Here is a 20901-nt window from a genome sequence, read left to right as displayed (position 1 = left end):
TATGATAACTTTTGATTTCTTTAACGATAGTTCAACAGAACTTGTAGAAAAATTCTGTGAATACTTTAAGTTAGACAAGGAAACGGTTGAGGACTATTTTATCAGGGTAAATCCTGATACATTAACACCAGAAACATTGGTGAGAAAGTTTGATTTAAAATTAAATGAATATGATAGCAGTCAATTACAAATAGTGTGCCGTCATATGACAACATCTACAGAAGATGAAATCCATTCCTTTATAGACAAAGGGATTCTTGATCTAAGAACCATGCTTCAAGAGAATACCCCTTTATCTCAATTTTTGTTAGATCACAAAATTAAAGTGGATGTTGATGAGCATAAAATAGAAATTAAAGGGAAAAAATATCCGATATTGAGTGATCATGAAGTCTGTCCAGAATGCTACAATGGCAGAGAACGTATTTGTACAGGATATTCAAGGTGTGAAAGCTTTAAAAAAATCACGTATCTTGCGATCAAACTATATTATTATGATGCAACTGTGGAGTGTTTTATTCATGCAACACTAGATGAGATGAAAAGGTATTCGACCATTGATAGGTGTCCAGAAATATTGAATACGTTGGATGATGTACGTTCAGCAGTAAATGGGCAGTATTCTCCTACATACAATTTATGCTATGAGTGGATGGCAAAAAAGAAGAATTGTTATGTTATAGAGTATGCTAGTCGTTGGTCGGAAATGGAAACTTTTGCTCCAATAAATTATAGAGATGCTTATCGAGATTATGAAAGCCTTCTATATTCTTGCGGCTTTGATTTCACTGATTATATGGAAGAAACCATACCGAAAAAAGTATATGATAATATCACTTTTTTGAGAAGATTTATATCCATCTATTTTTATAATGCAGAAGAATATGGGTCATTGCTTGCTGGAAATTCAGTGCCACCTGAATCACTAAAAGTGTTTGAAGTGAAAGAAAATGATTTGGTAGAGGTCGCTTTGTCTAAGTAGCTTTAAATGTGAAGTATAACAATGTGTATAAAAACAATTCTGCGAAATTATACAAATCTGAAAACTATGTGATTTTCAAGCTATCCCTGGGAGCATATCCCATAGGGGATAGTCCCCCTAAGCCGTGAGGGCTAGGTATCCCTTTTAATAAGAAGTTACGCCATCTATAAATGACAGGGGAAAACCCCAGACGGGTCTGCATATCTCGATTCTCGGCTTCAGCGTCTATCGATTTTTACGATTCTTACGCAGATCTTATCCCTGTTCAGCTGCAGTCAGTACATTTTGCATTCTTTGCTTTTCTTATATGAGCGGTTTGGGGATTCCTGCGCAAAGAGCGATTGTCATGTATCTGTGCATGATGGGGGCACAGATTTTCGGACGGACTTATGATGGAGCCCATGGACTTGCACTGGCAGCAATTCTTCTGCTGATCACCAACCTATTGACACTGTACCAGACAGGTTTTCTTTTTTCTTTTACGGCAATGCTGGCCATTGTTCAGTACAGCAGATTGTTTCCGGAACAAGAAGATGAAAAACGTACAGACCATGAGGGAAATCGGAAATCTATCAATGCGTGGATAAAAAATAGCCTAAGAAACCGGCTGACAGATTTGAAAAAAAATTTACGCTTTAGTCTGTGGCTGCAGCTATGGCTTCTGCCAATGACTGCCTGGTTCTATTACGAAGTACCTCTTTATGCCATGTTTCTGAATCTGCTGATTCTCCCTTTCAGCAGCTGGCTGTTGGGAGGAGGCCTTATAGCTGCATTGATCTATGTATGGATGCCGGGAATCGCCGGCTGGATACTGGTGACATGTCATGCAATTTTAAATCTGTATGATGCCGGGATGCGTATACTTCGCCTGTTTCCGGGGAATCTGCTGCTCACCGGTCAGCCGGAACCATTCTGGATCATCACCTACTATATCGTTCTGGCGTTTTTTTGTCTGTGGAAACTGTATCGGAAACTGTTTGCCCATAATAAAAATGTGCGTTGGCTGTCCCTGAAAGGACTTCCTTATGGCATTCTTGGCATCTTTCTGGCAGCAACCCTTCTGGTGCATCCGGCAGAAACGCCGGGTATCTTTCTACTTGATGTCGGACAGGGAGATGGTATCTTTCTGACAGATGGACATGGTGGTCATATATGGATCGATGGTGGAAGCAGTTCAGAAGCCGCAGTGGGAACTTACCGTATGCTGCCATTCCTGAAATATCACCGTGTAAATGCTGTGGATGTATGGATTGTTACCCATCCGGATGCGGATCACATTTCCGGACTTGAGGAACTGCTGGAGCAGGGTTATCCGGTACATCGGTTGTTACTTGCAAAAGCGTTGTCAGAAGATTCTTCCTGCCAGAAACTGGCGGAACTGGCAAAGAAACAAGGAACCAGTGTTTCTTATGTAGACACAGGAGATACATTGCATCTGAAAGAAATGACATTGCAGTGCCTGTATCCGGATGCCGATGAGACAGCTGCTGATTGCAACGGTCTCTCACAGGTATGGGAATTGAGAAGTCATGCATTTTCGATGCTGTTTACCGGAGACCTTGGGGAAGAACAGGAAAAACTATTATTAAAGCGACAACGTCTGCATCCGGTCACAGCATTGAAAGTGGCGCACCATGGTTCCCGTTTCTCCAGCTGTGAGGAGTTTCTGAATTACATCCATCCAAAAGCAGCTTTTATTTCCAGCAGTGCTCATAACCGTTATCATCATCCTTCCCAAGAGGCATTGGAACGCCTGGAAAAGGAAGGCTGTGATATTTATTGTACAAAAGACTGCGGACAGATTTCGATTCTGTACCGGAAAGGTCAGTGGCAGATCAGACAATAGAAAAACAGCTGTCTTGACAGGTGTAAACTATGATAGTATAATGGCGGAAGCATTAAAAAGAGGAAAAATACTATGAAAGAATATTATGACGTCATTATTGTGGGTACCGGCGCAGCCGGTTTATACTGTGCTTTAAATCTTCCGGAACGGAAACGAATATTATTAATTACAAAACAGGAGGCAGATCAATCGGATTCCTTCCTGGCGCAGGGTGGTATCTGCATGCTTCGAGGAGAAGATGATTATCAGAACTATTTTGAGGACACCATGCGTGCCGGACATTATGAAAACAATGCCCGTGCCGTAGATCTGATGATCCGCAGTTCCAACAGTATCATTCGTGATCTGGTGGAGAGAAAGGTGGATTTTACCAGAGATGAGACTGGTAATCTGATGTTTACCAGAGAGGCTGCCCACTCACAGCCGCGTATTCTGTTCCATGAAGATATTACCGGAAAACAGATCACTCAGACTTTGCTTAATGAAGTAAAAACAAAAGAAAATATTGAAATCTGTGAATATATGACCATGGTGGATCTGATTGAAAAAGACAATGTCTGCGGTGGTATCATCATCATGGATACGGAAAACAATGTATATCCTGTGTATGCAGAACATGTGGTTCTGGCCTGTGGCGGACTCGGCGGATTATATCAGAATTCCACAAATTTTCCGCACATTTCCGGTGATGCACTTGGAATTGCTCTGAAACATCAGATTCAGTTGGAACATATGGATTACATACAGATTCATCCGACTACACTGTATTCCCAAAAACCGGGACGGAGATTTCTTATATCTGAATCAGTCCGTGGAGAAGGTGCGCTGTTGTTGGATAAAAACGGACAGCGTTTCACAGATGAACTGCAGCCGAGAGACAAAGTCAGTCAGGCAATTTTTGCTCAGATGGAAAAAGAAGGTTCTGACTGTGTCTGGGAGGATATGCGTCCTCTTGGCAAAGATGTGATTTTAAGTCACTTCCCGAATATTTATCAGCAATGTCTGGAGGAAGGATATGATCCTTGTAAGGAGCCGGTTCCGGTCGTTCCAGCACAGCATTATTTTATGGGCGGTATCAAAGTGGATCTTGGAAGCCGTACTTCCATGAAGAGACTGTATGCCTGTGGTGAAACAAGCTGTAACGGTGTCCATGGGAAAAACCGTCTGGCAAGTAATTCACTGTTGGAATCACTGGTATTTGCCAGAAGAGCAGCAGATGATATTCTGTTTGGCACAAAAACAGAATTCCGGTGTACACAGGTGGATATACGACAGTATGAGGATCGGGAGCAGATTCTGTCAGAATATCATGCCGCAGTACGAAATGAAATAGAGAGGGTAAAGAACAGCCATGAATGATATAACGATGAAACTGCAGGCGGACAATCTGATCCGCCTTGCATTACAGGAAGATATTACCAGTGAAGATGTATCCACCAATGCCGTTATGCCGACGGTGCAGATGGGCGAAGTGGAGCTGATCGCAAAAGAGGACGGCGTGATCGCAGGACTTGATGTGTATGCAAGAGTTTTTGAACTGCTGGATGAGAAAACGGTGGTTACCTTTTATTGCAAAGATGGAGATGTTGTAACATGTGGGCAGCGGATGGCCACTGTACATGGAGATATCCGTGTACTGCTTTCCGGTGAACGTGTAGCATTGAATTATCTACAGCGCATGAGTGGTATTGCAACTTATACGAGACAGGTGGCAGATCTGCTGAAAGGCAGCCATGTGACGCTGTTGGATACACGAAAGACAACACCAAACTGCCGTATTTTTGAAAAATATGCTGTCCGTATCGGTGGTGGATGTAATCACCGTTATAATCTGTCTGACGGTGTGTTGTTAAAGGATAATCACATCGGAGCAGCAGGCAGCATCACAAAAGCAGTTCAAATGGCAAAAGCATATGCACCTTTTGTCCGCAAGATTGAGATTGAAGTAGAGACACTGGAACAGGTGAAAGAAGCAGTGGATGCCGGTGCGGACATCATTATGCTGGATAATATGACTCCGGATATGATGAAAGAAGCGGTACAGCTCATTGACGGTCGTGCCCAGACAGAGTGTTCCGGCAATATCACCAAGGAGAATATTGCAAAAATCTGTGAGATCGGTGTTGATTTTGTATCCAGTGGTGCACTGACTCATTCTGCACCAATTCTGGATATTTCCATGAAAAATCTTCATCCGGTGGAAGCGTAAACAAATGATACCTTTCCGTCTGACATTTACATACAATATTAGATTACAGTGTAAAATGTGCAGCGTACCGTGAGTTTGAGAAGATTTGCAAAAAAAGAAAGTGAGAAAATAAAATGACAATAGCAGAAATTCAGCAGGAGATCATGCGAATGAAAAAGGAACAGGATGTCTGTATTCTGGCACATGCATACCAGAGTCAGGATATTCTGGAAGTTGCTGATTATATGGGAGATTCTTATGGTCTCAGTGTGCAGGCTTCCAAAAGCAGGTGCAAAAATGTGATTATGTGCGGTGTCCGTTTTATGGCGGAAACATGCAAAGTATTAAGCCCGCAGAAACGTGTATGGCTGGCAAATCCGATTGCCGGATGTCCGATGGCAGAACAGCTGGATCTGGAGTTCCTGCGCGCATTAAAACAGAAATACCCGGATCATGCAGTGGTTGCCTATATCAATACAACATCTGAATTAAAGACTGAGTGTGATGTATGTGTCACTTCATCCTCAGCTGTGGAAATCTGTAAAAAGCTTGATGCAGATAAAATCCTTTTTGTCCCGGATCCAAACCTGGGTCATTATGTGGCAGAACAGATTCCGGAGAAAGAATTTGCCTTTTATACCGGAGGATGTCCACGCCATATGATCGTAACACCGGAACATGTCAGAAAAGCAAAAGAGCTTCATCCGAACGCATTGCTTCTGGTGCATCCGGAGTGTCGTCAAGAAGTGGTCGCCCAGGCAGATTATGTTGGTTCTACTACTGGTATCATGAACTATGCGAAGAATTCCGAGTGCAAAGAATTTATTATCGGAACAGAGAACAGTATCGTAGAGCATTTACAGTTTGACTGCCCGGATAAGCAGTTTTATCCACTGACGGTGCAGCTTACCTGCATGAATATGAAGGTCACTACACTGATGGACATTTATAATTGCCTGAAAGGCTGTGGTGGTGAAGAGATTGCATTGCCGGCGGATATCATGGAAGGTGCCGGAAGATGTATTCACCGTATGGTGGAACTTGGTGGCTGATGTACAACGGCACATTTGCAAAAAGCCTGATGGGGCATTTTACAAATGATGTGTATAAATTGTAACACATGCATACATATGGCGGGAGAGTTTTTCTTTCCCGCCTTGTGTTTTTTGGGGATTCATATTATACTTTGAAATATGAAAACATTACAGGAAGATTTAAAAACAGGAAATTTTAAACATTGTTATTTATTATACGGCGAAGAGCCATATCTGGTACAGCAGTATAAAACACGCTTGAAAAATGCGTTATCCGTGGAAGGTGATACCATGAATACTTCGGTATTTTCCGGAAAAGATATTCGCCCGGAGGCGCTGATCGATCTGGCCGAAACATTGCCATTTTTTGCAGAACGCCGTGTTATTCTGGTGGAAAACAGCGGATTTTTCAAAAAAAGCACGGAAGAACTGGCTGCATACATGGGAGAACTTCCGGAAACGTCCTATTTTATTTTCGCAGAAGAAGATGTGGACAAGCGCGGAAAAATGTACAAGCAGGTCAAAAAGTATGGCAGCGTGGTAGAATTCAAACGCCAGACAGACGCCGTTCTGATGCAGTGGATTCTCGGAACACTGAAAAAAGAAAATAAAAGGATCACCCGTTCGGTTATGGAACTGTTTTTGAGTAAGACAGGTAACGATATGGAACTGATCACCCAGGAACTGGAAAAACTGCTTTGCTATACCATGGAAAAAGAAGTGATCGAGGCAGAAGACGTGGAGGCTATCTGTGCCAATCAGATCAGTGGCAAGATTTTTGATATGGTGGATGCCATCGGACGCAAAGAGAAAAAAAAAGCACTGGATCTGTATTATGACCTTCTGATGCTGAAAGAACCTGCCATGCGCATCCTTTTTCTGATCACCCGCCATTTCCAGATCCTGATGCAGCTGCGTGAGATGGCCGGCGGCGGATTTGATTATAAGAGCATGGCTTCCAAGGTCGGTGTACCGGAATTTGCCGTGCGCAAATATACCGGGCAGGCCCGGGCTTTTGATAGCCTGAGACTGGAAGAAATTATGCGGGAGTGTGTACAAACGGAGGAGAATATCAAAACCGGTCAAATGGGAGACCAGCTTGCGGTAGAATTACTGATTATTTCCACGATGCAATGATTCAGTTCACACGCGCCATTCGCAAAACGCCCATTCTGGGCTTCTCCGCTGTTATACAGCTATTTTTGCTCATAAAACGGCGCTCCCTTTGTCACTATGTATTTAGGTAACTCCTCATGCAAGCATGATCTTTACCTAAGATACATGTGACAAGTGAACTGGAGCACAAAAAAGTGTTGCAATTACAATTTTGTTATGCTAGAATCAGACGCAGAAAGACAAAGACGTCTGGATGAAATTCATCCGGGCGTCTTTTTGTGTTACAGAAAAATACCCGGTAACACAAAGAGCTGAAATAGGGAAAATGAATTGAGTCGCATTTCCCGGTTGTTAAGGAGGATTTTGAAAATGAACACAGGAGATACCGCTTTTATGATGATCTGCTCGGCACTGGTATTTTTTATGACACCGGGTCTGGCGTTCTTTTATGGAGGACTGGTCCGCAGAAAAAATGTAGTAAACACAATGATGGCATGTGTATCCATCATGGGTCTGGCCGTTGTAATGTGGGTGGCTTTTGGCTATTCCCTTGCTTTCGGCGGCAATTACGGAGGCATTATCGGAGACTTCCGCTGGGCATTCTTACATGGCATTAACATGTCAGAGGCCGGACCTTATGCAGACAGTATTCCGCACTTGGTATACATCGCTTTCCAGATGATGTTCGCCATTATCACACCGGCTCTGATCACAGGATCTCTTGTTGGTCGAATGAAATTTAAAGCATTATTTTTCTTTATTGCTTTATGGTCTGTGGTTGTATATTATCCATTGGCTCATATGGTATGGGGCAAAGGCGGACTGCTGGCAACCATCGGTTCCGTTGATTTTGCAGGTGGAAACGTTGTTCATATCAGTTCCGGTATCACAGCTTTGACATTGGCTATTTTACTTGGACGCAGAAAAGGATATAATAAAGTTGCCTATCGTGTACATAACATTCCCTTCGTTGTTCTTGGTGCTTCCATGTTGTGGTTCGGATGGTTTGGATTCAATGCCGGAAGTGCCTTAAAAGCCGACGGCCTTGCCGCACACGCGTTTATGACAAGTGCGATTTCCGCTGGAGTGGCATTGCTATCCTGGATGCTTCTGGATGTGATCATGGATAAGAAACCGACACTGGTTGGTGCATCCACTGGTCTGGTTGTCGGTTTGGTAGCCATTACACCAGGGGCAGGTTTCGTACCGATCTGGTCAGCCTTTATCATTGGAGCGTTGGTCAGCCCGATCTGCTTCTTTGGTGTCAAACTGATCAAACAGAAACTGAAAATCGATGATGCGCTGGATGCCTTCGGCTGCCATGGTATCGGTGGTATCTGGGGCGGTATCGCAACCGGATTATTTGGGAAATCCTCTATCAACAGTGCTGCACGCTGGGATGGTCTGGTATTTGGTGATATACATCTGTTTCTGGCACAGCTGGCAGGTATCGGTATTACCATTGCGATCGCAGTAGTCGGAACACTGGTTTGTATCGGAATCGTGCGTATCTTTACTAAAATCCGTGTGGATGACCGTGCTGAAACCGTTGGTCTGGATCTATCCGAGCATGGTGAGAAAGCTTATCCGTCCTTCAACGGTTGGGATTAATATCTATTGATGTGAAAAATGAAATATTCGGTGTCCTGAAAAAGTTTATACATACTAAAACAGGACGAAATATAAGGAGATATTTATGTTAATCAAAGTAGAAGCAATCATAAATGAAGAAAAATTTGAAGACGTCAAAGAGGCCTTAAATGGCATTCATGTCAATGGTATTACAGTTTCACAGGTCATGGGCTGTGGTACCCAGCGTGGATTAAAGCGTTATGTCCGTGGTTCCGAGGTAGAGATTAACCTGCTGCCGAAGATCAAACTGGAGATTGTGGTTTCTTCCGAAAAATGGGAAGAGAAGGTAATTGATATCATCCAGAAAACTGCTTATACCGGAAATGTCGGTGATGGAAAAATTTTCAGCTACGAATTGCGTACAGCAACAAAGATCCGTACCAACGAAAAGAACGAACATGCGATCTGGGGTGATGAGCAGCGTCAGGAATATGCCCGCAATCCGGAGGCAAAAGAAACACTGTAGCCTGTCAAAAAAATAATGTTAGTGTTAAATAATTAATTAATGGAAAACCTATTGCATTTCCGAAAAATTGTCTGTATAATAAGCGCAGTTGCATGATTGTTCTTAAAAAAATACAATCTGTTTCTGTACATATATTTCACGAAAACAGATTGTATTAAAAAAAAGAACTGGCACAGACAAATTTACTGGAAAGGAAAAAGTATGACGGAATATTGTCATATGGAGTAATGTTATGGGATTTAAAAAAGTGGTTGTTGTCGGCGGCGGAGTACTTGGAAGTCAGATCGCTTATCAGGTCGCATACAAAGGTTTTGATGTTACAGTGTGGCTGCGCAGCGAAGGGTCTATTGGCCGTGCAAAACCAAAATTTGAGCGTTGGCATGAAACATATAAAAAAGATCTGGAAGCAACAAAAGTACTGATCGGTACTGATACAAAACTGTATCCGCGTGGTCTGGTGGATGATTTTGCATCTCTGACACCGGAGAAGATCGATGCATTAAAAGAGCAGGCTGATAAGGCATATGAGGGGCTGATTTATGAACTGGATATGGCAAAAGCCATGGCAGATGCAGATCTGGTCATCGAGTCACTGTCCGAGGATCCGAAAGCCAAAATTGAGTTTTATCAGGCAATGGCTCCATTACTTCCGGAGAAAACAGTGGTGGTAACCAATTCTTCCACAATGCTCCCGAGTACGTTTGCATCTTATACAGGCAGACCGGAAAAATATCTGGCGCTTCATTTTGCAAACGAAATCTGGAAAAACAATACAGCTGAAATCATGGGACATCCGGGAACGGCTCAGAAATACTATGACGAAGTAGTTGCATTTGCAAAAGAAATCGGAATGATTCCGTTACAGCTGAAAAAAGAGCAGCCGGGATATATCTTGAATTCTCTGCTGGTTCCGTTCCTGAATGCCGGACAGGCCTTATATGCAAACGACGTAGCCGATCCGCAAACTATCGATCTGACCTGGATGCTTGGAACTGGAGCACCACTTGGACCGTTCCGTATTCTGGATATTGTCGGACTGGATACCGCTTACAATATCGTAATGATGAATCCAGAGGCAAAGAATCCAGAGACATTACCGGGCAAGATTGCCACTCGTCTGAAAGAATTTATCGATGCAGGTAAGAAAGGTGTTGCATCTGGAGAAGGATTCTATAAGTATAACTAAATACATGTTCAAAAAGAATCTGTCCAGTTCGGGCAGATTCTTTTTTGTTGTTAAGGAGGATTTTGAAAATTTTGGATGTCATAGCATCGGTGTTTTCCCAGAAAGATAAGGATAATGTACAAAACGATTCGTTTGTATTATTTTTTTATAAATCTTATTTTTATATAATACATTTAATATAGAAAAATGTATCAAACTTGAGAGGAGACAAGCAATGAGACTTTCAGAAGTGAAATGTAATTCCTTAAAAAATCCAATGGGAATTGACGACCGAAAGCCATATTTTTCCTGGCAGATCGACACAGAACAGAATCAGATTTATCAGACGGCATACCGTGTCTGTGTCACAGATGAGAAAGGTCAGAATGTATGGGACAGCCAGTGGGTAACAGATCAGACAAGCACCTACATTACATATGGCGGAAAAGAGTTAGAAAGTAAAACCGTTTATACATATGAGGTAGCGGTAAAGAACAATTGTGGAAATATTCTTTATAGCCGTGGAAATACGTTTGAAACTGGAATTTTAGACCAGAAAGAATGGACAGCACAGTGGATTGGACGGAAACCATTGACAGAAAACTCTGTCAAAACGGATCCTGTAAATCAGGGGCAGATTCTGCTGGATATGATGCATGGAAAAGATGTTGACTTTAAACCAGATCGTAAACTGGAAGCTTGTAACACATTTGTAAAAAACTTCGTACTATCTGAGAAAACTCCGATTCGGAAAGGCAGAGCTTATGTGACAGCTCTTGGTATCTATGAATTAAAAATTAACGGTATGCTTCCGACTGCGCAGCGTTTTGCACCGGAGTTTACTGCTTATGACACTTATCTGGAATACCAGACGTATGATATTACAGAGTATCTGCATGGTGGAACAAACGAGGTAAGTATCACGCTGGCAGACGGATGGTACAAAGGTAAGTTTGGTATGCTGGGTTTTGGAGAAAATTATGGAAGTGAACTGGCTGCATTATTGCAATTGGAAGTAGTCTATGAAAACGGTGAGACTCAGACCATTGCCAGCGATGAAACATTCCAGTATTACACCAGTCCTTATGTATATGCGGACATTATGGTCGGTGCCAACTATGACGCAAGATTAGAAGCTGCAGAAAAAGAGCTGCATCCGTGCCATGTGTCAAAACTGGGATATGACAAACTGCATGGTGTGTGTGCAGAACCGATTATTATTACTCAACATCTGAAACCGTTGGTTCTGATCTCCCCGCAGGGCGACACCATTTTGGATTTTGGTCAGAATCTAGTTGGTGTAGTAGAAATGAAAGTTTCAGGACAAGCCGGTGATACGATAAAATTAGAGCACAGTGAAGAACTGGATAAAGACGGGAATTTTGCTAATTATATCGATGGATTTAATCGCGATCAGACAGATTTTTACACATTAAAAGGCGACTTTGAAGAAGTTTTTTTGCCAAACTTTACATTCCATGGTTTCCGCTATGTACGTGTCAGCGGTTATCCAGGCGAGGTAAAAGCAGAAAACTTTACTGCATGTGTATTAGGGAGTGACTGTGTTGTTTCCGGTACATTTAAAACTTCTGATGTCAGATTAAATCAGTTACAAAGCAATATTCTCTGGAGCCAGAAAGGAAACCTGCTTTCCATTCCGACAGACTGTCCACAGCGTGAACGTGCCGGATGGACGGGTGATGTCTGGGTATATGGCGAAACCTGCTGCTTTAATCAGGATTGCTTGAACTTTATGAAACGTTGGCTGTGTAACATGAGAGAAGAGCAGTTTGAGGACGGTCTGATTCCAATCATCGTTCCATATTCTCCGGGATATAAAGATATTCAGCTGCAGAGTTTCGGAACCCACACATCCGCAGGATGGGGGGATGTCATGATTGCAATGCCGTGGTATCTGTATCAGATTTACGGAGACAAGAGTGTTCTGGAAGAAAATTACGAAGCAATGAAAAAATGGATGCAGTACGTCGAAAAAGAGGCATCTGAGGGTGTAAACCTAAAAGAATCTGAGAAGAATGATCCAAAAGCTATTGCTCGCCAGAAATATCTCTGGAATACAAATTTCCATTTTGGAGACTGGTTGTATCCAAGCTGCCGTAAAGAAAACGGTGAATCAGATATGATCGGTTCGGCTACAACTACAAAAGAGCATGTGGCAACTGCTATTTATGCGAATTCTACTGATATTATGTCTCATGTAGCAGGACTTCTTGGAGATACTGATATGGAACATTATTATGCATTGTTAAATCAGCATATCCGAGAAGCTTTTGAAGCAGAGTATGTGGATTCGAATGGAAAGATTGATAATGATGTACAGGGCTTATATGTAATGGCACTGGCTATGCATATGGTCAGTGAGAAAAAACGGCCATTACTGGCAAAACAGCTTGATCACCTGATCCAGGATAATCATGGATGTCTGGATACCGGATTTATGTCTATCAAATTTTTGATGGATGTACTGACAGATAACGGATTGCATGATACTGCAAAAACAATTCTGTTCCAGAATCAGTATCCCTCATGGTTGTATGAAATTGAACATAATGCCACAACCATCTGGGAACGCTGGAATGCGGTTTTGGAAGATGGAACAAGAACTATCACTTCTTATAACCATTATGCATTTGGCTGCATTGGAGACTGGATGTATCGCAATCTGCTTGGTATTCAGAAACTGGCACCAGGTTATAAAGAAATACTGATCAAACCAGACTTTGGCTTTGGATTATCCTATGTAGAAGGAAATTATGATTCTGTCTATGGAACAATCGCAGTTAAATGGCGGATAGAGAATGATCAGAAAAAAATTTGGGTCAAAATTCCAGCAAATGCAACTGCATATATAGAACTTCCAGGACAGCAACGTCAGAAAATGGGCAATGGTGTATTTGAATATACGGTTTGTAGGATATAAGAACATGAGTGAAACCAGATAAGGACAAAACTCAAAAACACATTGTTTGGTGACAACGGAACGGATTTTGAAGTGAAAATCTTTATTTGGAGGAATACACAATGGAAAAATTCATCACAGACGAAAGGACAGGCTTGCAGTATGAGCTTGTCGGGGACTACTATCTGATTGCCGGAGAGGACGAGCCGGAAGGCAGGCCTATCGGCATCTGTGGACAACGACACCTGCGGTATATCCGCAAGCACAAAGTTGGTTTGTATGCCGAGCTGCTGACTACCGGCAAGCTGAACGATTACCTTGCCGACATAAACGAGCAAGCAGAGGAAATGTTATCTCGGCTGGTAAAACAACTTGCCGAAAAGGAGGGCGTAACGGAAGTGCTTAAAGCGGAAAACCAAATGCTGTGGGTGCAGAGGATAAACAATATCCGCAGCGCTGCTATGGAGGTTGGTTCAAACGATTTGATTTACGCATAACAAACAATCAGAAAGGCTGCTGTCAAGCGACGGCGGCTTTTCTTTTTCGGGAAGTATTCAAGAAGTCATAAAGTTCCGTGAGCAATGGAAGAAGGCGGAGTTTACGGAAATGTCGCAATTCAACGCAGAAAAACCTCAAATACCACTTGCTTTTTCATTCTCAAGATGATATTATTGGTACGGATACCAACACTTTTATAGAGAGGTGATATATTTGCGGAGAGACAGCAGTGAAACAAAGAGGAAAATTCTGACCGCATGCGTTCGTCTTTTTTTGGAGCAGGGATATAAAAATACCTCTGTCAGTCAGATTGTCGACGAAGCGGGTGTTGCGAGAGGAAGCTATTTGAATCTGTTTCCCACTAAGGATAAAATTTTGCTGGACTTGACCGAAACGATGTTCGGCGGTCAGTTTGGCATGGCAAGAAGCATTGCGGACAGCAAGCTGCCGTCGGTGTATGCCTATGCGGTGGATACGGCGATCCAGCTCACTCTCACCGAGCTGAACGAGAATCTGCGGGAGATTTATATCGAAGCCTATACCGCTCCAGACACGGCGGAATATATCTATGTGCACACCACGGCGGAGTTAAAAGAGATTTTCGGCGGGAATTTCCCCGATTACAGCGACAGCGATTTTTATGAAATGGACATCGGCACGGCGGGGCTGATGCGCAGCTATATGGCACGCAAATGTGACATTCATTTTCCGCTGGAGCGAAAAATCAACCGCTTTCTCACGGCGGCACTGCGGGTCTATAAGGTACCGGAGGATGAGCAGACACAGGTGCTTGCCTTTATTCAGACACTGGATATCAAGGCGATTGCCACAGAGGTTATGTATAAGTTGTTTGCCATGCTGGAAATGAAATACGATTTTAAGCTGTCAAGAGACGGCGAAACGGAGGTAACCACGTGAGAACGACAGGAAAACGGCTGCTTAGTATCTTGCTTTGCCTTTGCATGGCGGCGTGTATGCTCCCCACCGTGGCATTTGCGGCAGATACAGGAAAGGCTATCCAGCTTGTGAATAGCGGCAGTGCAGCTAACATCAGCGGCTCGCAGGAAGATAGCATTTATTTCGGTACCTACCGGCAGAGCAGCGACGGAAGCGGCAGCTATAACACCGAGCCCGTCAAGTGGCGGGTGCTGTCCAATGCAGACGGGAAAATGTTCCTGCTTGCAGACCAAAATCTGGATGTAAAGCCATACAACAGCAGTTATATAAGCATTACATGGGAAAAGAGTACAATCCGTTCATGGCTCAACGGTTATGGGGCAAATGAAAACAGTGATGGAACGGATTACAGCAGTGATAATTTTATAGGCACCGCCTTTTCAGGCGAGGAGCAAAGTGCGATTTGCGACACCTATGTCTATAATGCCACACAGTCAGACGAAAGCAGCAATCCTAATCCATCTTACAACACAGCGGGCGGAAACAATACAACAGATAAAATATTTCTTTTATCCATAGAGGAGGCGATTAACAGCAGTTATTTCCCGAATGGAAATGAAAGCCGCAAATCGACCAACACCGCTTATGTCGCAAGTTACAGCGGCATGGTAAGTGTCGGCAACGCCGACTACTGGTGGCTACGCTCTCCCGGCAGCGATGATCTTCTTGCAGTGTTTGTGCCTGCTAGCGGTGGCGTTGACAGCTCTGGCTTCCCTGTAGCTCATCCGGGCCACGCAGTTCGGCCCGCTTTTAATTTAAATCTGGACGCTGTCCTCTTTACATCAGCCGCCGTAGGCGGCAAATCTTCCGGCGCCGTAGGCGCCGATGCGCTGAAATTTGTTTCGAACTATTCCGGCAGCGAGTGGAAACTGACGCTCCAAGACAGCAGCCGCAGATTTTCTGCCGATGTGAACGGACAAACAAGTGCTTCCGTACCGGCAGGTGGCAGCGTGCAGATCACCTATTCCGGCGCACAGACAGGCGAAAACGAATATGTCTCCGTCCTGCTTTGCGACGGCAATGACAATGTACTTTACTATGGAAATATTGCTCAGAATAGCACAAGCGGTACAGCAACACTCAACATTCCATCGGGGCTTGCGGAGGAAAATTATACCCTCAAGGTGTTCAGCGAACAGTGCAACGGCGATAAACAGACCGACTATGCGAGTGAGTTTCAAAACATTGACCTGAATGTTTTACCGCAGGAAGAAACACCAAACGCCGTATTTACCGCCACAAACCGGCGAAACGATGGAGATTACCGGAGTAACGGCAGAACAAGATGTAAAAGTATATAAACCGGGCAACGGTACAACAACCTCCGACTCAAAAGTGCAGACCATTGACATAACGCAGGCGGCGCAGCCAACAGGCATAGATAAAGCAGATTGCACGACAAGCAAACAGAACAATGGGCAGATTACAGGCGTTGATACTACGATGGAATACAAACTGTCCACGGGTTCCGGTTGGACGACAATTAACGCCAATCCCTTAATGGGACTTACAGACGGCACCTATGAAGTGCGTGTGAAGGCAAGCGGAACGGTTCTTGCTTCCATCGCTGTAACTGTCACAATCGGCGCACACACTTGCGTAGTACAGGGTGACTGGCAGTATAATGGAACCGATCATTGGAAGCTCTGTGTTTGCGGCGCTAAGGTTGAGGAAGCTGCCCACTCCGGCGGCGAAGCGACCTGTACGGCTCTGGCGGTTTGCGAAACCTGCTTGCAGACTTACGGCTTATTAAATTCGAACAACCACACAGACACCACCGAGTGCGGCTATGAGTGTGTGCATCAGTACAACTGGCAAAGCGAAAACGGAATGTATTGGCAGCATTGCACGATCTGCGGATTTGACACCAATAAAAAGGCAATTCCGACCATTCTCATAAATGGCGCTGACAAGATTTGCAGAACGCAGGATTAAAAATTCAGCTTTACTTTGCCGGAGGGCGCTACCGATGCAGTCTATGGGTATGAGTTTATCGGACTTGGCGATGGTCCTCTTACGCCGACTGTTGAGGATAATCTGTATAGCGGAATTTTAAAGGCAACCATATATCCGGCGGAAGAAACCAGCTTTAAGCTGATCGTGAGTGCAAAGACCGCCGACGGCTTTGACTTCTCTGCCGAAAAGACGGTTACCATTCAAAACGACCACTCCGGCGGTAAGGCCACCTGCAAGGACAAGGCAAAGTGTGAGTTCTGCGGCGAAAGCTATGGAGAGCTGAATGCAAACAACCACTCTGATTTGAAATACTTCCCGGCAGTGGCGGCGACCAAGACTGCCGAGGGCAACATTGAGTATTGGTACTGCGGCGGCTGCGGTAATTATTTCGCCGACAAGGCTGCCGCCAAGGAAATCACCAAGGCAGACACCGTAACGGCGAAGCTGCCCGGCGGCACCGTCAAGCCCGGCGCCGACAAGTCTCCGCAGACAGGAGATAACTCCAATCATTTGTTGTGGATTGATCTGTTGTTTATCAGCGGCGGTGCGGTAACCGCAACAACCGTTTACGGCAGAAAGAAAAAGCGTAGCGTAAAGTAAAATCAAATATTTAACCCAAGGGCGGCTGTCGGAAACGGCAGCCGCTTTTCCTGGCTTTTCCTGCAACAGTATGTCAAATTCGCTTGACGAACAAGTGTTCTACATGATATAATCTATGTGCTCTCATTAGAGAGCCATTAGAGAGCCACAATTGAATATCTGAGTGAAACACAAGGCGGCCGCCGAAAGAAATTGCGGTTGCGCCGTTCCTGTTGCAGCGTCTGCCTGCGGGACGGAAAAAGCAGACATTGAAGGTTTCTGAATTTCAGAGCCGGTACATAGTTTCATCAAAGATATGGCGAGAGATTTTCTCCCGCTGATTTGATGTGCTGTGTACCGGCTCTTTTTGTCGTTTGCGGAAAGTTTACAAAATTTACTTCGTTCAAATCGAAAATAAATTCCCAATTGATTAGCGTGAGGGCAAAGAGGCGACCTGCCGATTGACGGTTATCCCGTGCTGACAGAAGCCCATCCTTTTCTTCGGAAGGTAATCGCCTATATGGAAAACCGAACCGACTGGCTCGGCACAGTGACTGATCTGCTTGCGGCAGTTGGGGACAATTATACGCCACCCAACACCGCCGCCAAGTTGCTGCGGAAATATGATTACAATCAAAATATGTCAGATTGATTTATGCTGTACCTTCTTTTAATTTGCATCAAAAACAAAAATCAAGAGCAGGTAAATTTACGAATAACAGTGTATCACCGATGCAGATTTATGCGATTGGAAGATGCATTTCTACAACAGCGCCGTGGTCATTGTAAATAGAAATGACATTTTGATCTTTTCCATAAATATAGGACAGACGCTGGCGGATATTGGCCAGACCGATATGCTTGCCACGCTCATTTAGCTTTTCAGTAAATTCGCCTGGATTATTCAAAAACAGTAACAGTTCCGAGGGAAATCCGCATCCATTATCTGAGATCCGCAGCTGCAGATAATTGTCTGTTTTTCGCATCAGAACAGTGATCGTACCCATCATAACTCCGGTTTCTTCATCTACCAATCCATGGAATAGACAGTTTTCCACGATCGGCTGGATCAGATTTTTCGGAATGTTTTCTTTGTACAGAGTTTTCGGTATATCCCAGAGAAGTTCAACCTCATTTTCGTATCGCATGTTTTCAATGATCCAGTATTGTTTTACCACATCCATTTCCTGTTCTACAGTGTCCGTGACATCGATGGTTTTTACCCGGAGACAGTTCTGCATGATCTTGATCAGAGCAGAATTAGCGGTAATGATTTCCTGTGTTTTTCCCTGCCGGGCAAATGAATTGATGATACTCATGGTATTGTAAATAAAATGTGTATCGATCTGGGCAATCAACAGATTGTAGATCATTTTCTGTTCTTTTTCCTGATACCTAAGGATTGTTTCAATGTGTCGGTTCAGGCTGTCGATCATTTTGTTATAGACATTGCTGAGGTCACCAATCTCATCGTCTGTCTGAATGGAAGAGTAGCAATTTAAGTTTCCTTTTACCACCTCCTGCATAGTCAGATTTAGATCATTGACCGGCTGAATTATGCAGTACAACACTGGGATCAGTGCAATAATCAGAAAGACAGTCATCAGGACACAGAGGACAAGGGAAATTATAAACTGTTCCAGAAATGTGCCAAACAACGTACTTCGGTTCATATAAGAAACGATATTCCATTTCGGTGTTGCAATATTTCCGGAAAAATAATATCCATCTTTGTATTCCAGATAATTGACATCTTTGTAAGTGTAATTTTCCTTTGCAATTTCTTCCTGACTGCCAACATCTCCAGTCTGGAAGAATACATCTTGCTGATAATTGGACAGTACACAGCCGTCAAAAGACGTTGCGGTTAGATTACAGATAGAAGACACCATACTTGTTGCATTAAAGAAAATTGTCATGGTAAAATTTCGGCTGCCAATATTGAAATTATAGTAATATGTCAGCAGGTAGTAGGTTGTTGCATTTGTTATTACTGAATATATGGGTGAATAGCCTACCGTATGTTTTTGATCGTGTACTTCCTGATAATTGTCTGAGGACAATTGTTCTATATCTTCCGGCCAGAGGCTGTCGAGAGAGTGAAATTGCATATCATCTGGTCCATCAATGTAAACGGCACGAATATTATGCATACTGGATATCAGTCCGGAAAGCATCAGATTGATATCATTGCTGTAATAATCTCCAGGTTCCCGGTAGTACATGGACAGTTTGTTCATCAGATCTGCAGAGTTTACGATATATTGGGATGTATCTGTCAGGTTTTCAATATTGGCATTGATCTGATTTGCAATTTCCAGATTTGTGCTAATGGAATTATTGACTGCTGTATGTTTTAGGTTATTCCAGTAAAACTGATAGTAAAGTAAAACCGTCAGTCCAAGGCAGATTATACCAACAAGTAAAATCCGTTTGATCATTTTGTGAACGATACGAGATTCACGGTACAATTTCAAAAAATGTTTCATTGGTCAAGTCCTTTCCGATACTGGTTCGGATACTGTCCGGTCTGGTGAAAGAAGATTGTTGAAAAATATTGACTGGTTTTGTATCCTACAAGTTCTGAAACTTCGTATACTTTGTATCTGCCGCTGGAGAGCAGTTCTTTGGCTTTCTGGATTCTTGTGTCAGTAATAACATCGTTTACGGTACGACCAGTCTCTTTTTTAAACAGTACGCTCAAACGTCCGGAACTTAACCCCACATGATTTGCAATTGTCTGCAGTTTGAGGTCAGGTTCCATATAGTGATGGTAAATATATTCGTGGGCGTTAATAATAATTGGCGGATATTGCTTCTTAAATACCAGGTTATCAATTTCTTCCAGATCTTTCAGACATTTATATAGCCATTCTTTTAAATCGGCATAAGCGGACAACTCTGGCTTTTTAAATTTGTCCGGAACACCCAGATGCGTAAATTGTTGGTATACGGTATCACAGCTGAGTTCGTAAATTTGTTCAAACAGTGCCGGTGTATGAAAGGCAGCAATGGTTTCAAATACTTCATTCAGATCATCTATGCAATGGATCATCGGTGTGGAGATGTAATCCACCAACTTTTTCTCAAAAGCAGTGATTGCGGTATCTGTTTCGTGATTCATTTTGTTATAAATAGTCTGGAGTTTTTCGTGTAGATATTCCTGAGAAATCTCCGTTTTTAAAATGTAATCTTCTGCGCCGAGTCGGATTGCATCTTTGGCATAATCAAATTCATCAAATGCACTTAAAATCAGAAAATGAATGGAGGGATTCTTTAATTTAATAGATTTCATCATGGTCAGTCCGTTTACCAGTGGCATACGGATATCGCTGAGAATCAATTCCGGCTGATACAGTTCGTATTGCCGTAAACCGATTTTTCCATTGGGTGCAGTGGCCACAATATCGAATCCTTCTGCCTTCCAGTCTATGATAGCCAGTAAATCATCAAGAATGATCCGTTCATCCTCTACAATCATTGTTTTGATCAGTTTCTTCATAATCTTACACATCTCCCTTGTGATTATCTTCTGTAACGGTAATATCTCTGTCCATAAAGT

At 43.2% G+C, this 20901-nt stretch carries 17 protein-coding genes; 15 read left to right on the top strand and 2 right to left on the bottom strand.

Annotation, left to right across the window (positions count from 1 at the left end; translation table 11 throughout):
- Position 1: 1 nt before the first annotated feature.
- The 15 genes from ACIRUQ_RS05750 to ACIRUQ_RS05680 all read left to right on the top strand — a co-directional run bounded on the left by ACIRUQ_RS05750 (position 2) and on the right by ACIRUQ_RS05680 (position 17360).
- Positions 2 to 982 carry a hypothetical protein gene (locus ACIRUQ_RS05750; RefSeq protein WP_055290052.1) on the top strand — a complete coding sequence of 327 codons (981 nt, stop codon included), beginning with the start codon at positions 2 to 4 and terminating at the stop codon, positions 980 to 982.
- Positions 983 to 1148: 166 nt separating this feature from the next.
- On the top strand, positions 1149 to 2828 hold the full coding sequence (locus tag ACIRUQ_RS05745; protein WP_082432753.1) for a DNA internalization-related competence protein ComEC/Rec2: 1680 nt from the start codon (positions 1149 to 1151) through the stop codon (positions 2826 to 2828).
- A gap of 72 nt (positions 2829 to 2900) precedes the next feature.
- A complete protein-coding gene (locus tag ACIRUQ_RS05740; protein ID WP_055290056.1) occupies positions 2901 to 4187 on the top strand; it encodes an L-aspartate oxidase in 1287 nt (428 codons plus the stop codon).
- Entirely contained in the window at positions 4180 to 5037 is an 858-nt protein-coding gene (gene nadC / locus ACIRUQ_RS05735; protein ID WP_022035639.1) for a carboxylating nicotinate-nucleotide diphosphorylase, read from the top strand. The genes ACIRUQ_RS05740 and nadC overlap by 8 nt, the downstream gene beginning before the upstream one ends.
- Positions 5038 to 5150: 113 nt before the next feature.
- A complete protein-coding gene (gene nadA / locus ACIRUQ_RS05730) occupies positions 5151 to 6068 on the top strand; it encodes a quinolinate synthase NadA (protein ID WP_055290059.1) in 918 nt (305 codons plus the stop codon).
- Between the two features lie 141 nt (positions 6069 to 6209).
- Complete coding sequence (gene holA, locus ACIRUQ_RS05725) at positions 6210 to 7187, top strand: DNA polymerase III subunit delta (protein ID WP_055290061.1); 978 nt, start codon at positions 6210 to 6212, stop codon at positions 7185 to 7187.
- Positions 7188 to 7535: 348 nt separating this feature from the next.
- Positions 7536 to 8777 carry an ammonium transporter gene (locus ACIRUQ_RS05720; RefSeq protein WP_055290063.1) on the top strand — a complete coding sequence of 414 codons (1242 nt, stop codon included), beginning with the start codon at positions 7536 to 7538 and terminating at the stop codon, positions 8775 to 8777.
- Positions 8778 to 8862: 85 nt separating this feature from the next.
- On the top strand, positions 8863 to 9264 hold the full coding sequence (locus ACIRUQ_RS05715; RefSeq protein WP_055290065.1) for a P-II family nitrogen regulator: 402 nt from the start codon (positions 8863 to 8865) through the stop codon (positions 9262 to 9264).
- Positions 9265 to 9496: 232 nt separating this feature from the next.
- Positions 9497 to 10450, top strand: coding sequence for a 3-hydroxyacyl-CoA dehydrogenase (locus ACIRUQ_RS05710; protein ID WP_022035633.1), 954 nt, complete (start codon positions 9497 to 9499; stop codon positions 10448 to 10450).
- A gap of 214 nt (positions 10451 to 10664) precedes the next feature.
- Positions 10665 to 13370 carry an alpha-L-rhamnosidase gene (locus tag ACIRUQ_RS05705; RefSeq protein WP_055290067.1) on the top strand — a complete coding sequence of 902 codons (2706 nt, stop codon included), beginning with the start codon at positions 10665 to 10667 and terminating at the stop codon, positions 13368 to 13370.
- A gap of 101 nt (positions 13371 to 13471) precedes the next feature.
- Positions 13472 to 13846, top strand: a complete 375-nt coding sequence (locus ACIRUQ_RS05700) for a TnpV protein (protein ID WP_022035631.1) — start codon at positions 13472 to 13474, stop codon at positions 13844 to 13846.
- Between the two features lie 274 nt (positions 13847 to 14120).
- The gene (locus ACIRUQ_RS05695; RefSeq protein ID WP_242853594.1) at positions 14121 to 14765 is read left to right on the top strand and encodes a helix-turn-helix domain-containing protein; all 645 of its coding nucleotides are present in this window, start codon (positions 14121 to 14123) and stop codon (positions 14763 to 14765) included.
- The gene (locus tag ACIRUQ_RS05690; RefSeq protein WP_156330962.1) at positions 14762 to 16105 is read left to right on the top strand and encodes a DUF6273 domain-containing protein; all 1344 of its coding nucleotides are present in this window, start codon (positions 14762 to 14764) and stop codon (positions 16103 to 16105) included. The genes ACIRUQ_RS05695 and ACIRUQ_RS05690 overlap by 4 nt, the downstream gene beginning before the upstream one ends.
- A complete protein-coding gene (locus ACIRUQ_RS05685; protein ID WP_055290071.1) occupies positions 16059 to 16739 on the top strand; it encodes a hypothetical protein in 681 nt (226 codons plus the stop codon). Before ACIRUQ_RS05690 ends, ACIRUQ_RS05685 begins: the two co-directional genes overlap by 47 nt.
- Positions 16740 to 16754: 15 nt before the next feature.
- Positions 16755 to 17360 (top strand): hypothetical protein, encoded by a 606-nt coding sequence (locus ACIRUQ_RS05680; RefSeq protein ID WP_055290073.1) that lies wholly within the window; start codon positions 16755 to 16757, stop codon positions 17358 to 17360.
- 719 nt (positions 17361 to 18079) lie between these two features.
- Here ACIRUQ_RS05680 and ACIRUQ_RS05675 read toward each other — a convergent pair.
- Both ACIRUQ_RS05675 and ACIRUQ_RS05670 read right to left on the bottom strand, forming a co-directional pair.
- Positions 18080 to 19828, bottom strand: a complete 1749-nt coding sequence (locus ACIRUQ_RS05675; protein WP_022036081.1) for a sensor histidine kinase — start codon at positions 19826 to 19828, stop codon at positions 18080 to 18082.
- Positions 19825 to 20841, bottom strand: a complete 1017-nt coding sequence (locus tag ACIRUQ_RS05670) for a response regulator (RefSeq protein WP_022036082.1) — start codon at positions 20839 to 20841, stop codon at positions 19825 to 19827. Before ACIRUQ_RS05670 ends, ACIRUQ_RS05675 begins: the two co-directional genes overlap by 4 nt.
- Positions 20842 to 20901 lie beyond the last annotated feature (60 nt).

Source organism: Eubacterium ramulus, assembly GCF_045002895.1.
Lineage (GTDB): Bacteria > Bacillota > Clostridia > Lachnospirales > Lachnospiraceae > Eubacterium_I > Eubacterium_I ramulus.
This window is presented reverse-complemented; position numbering and strand designations above follow the sequence as displayed.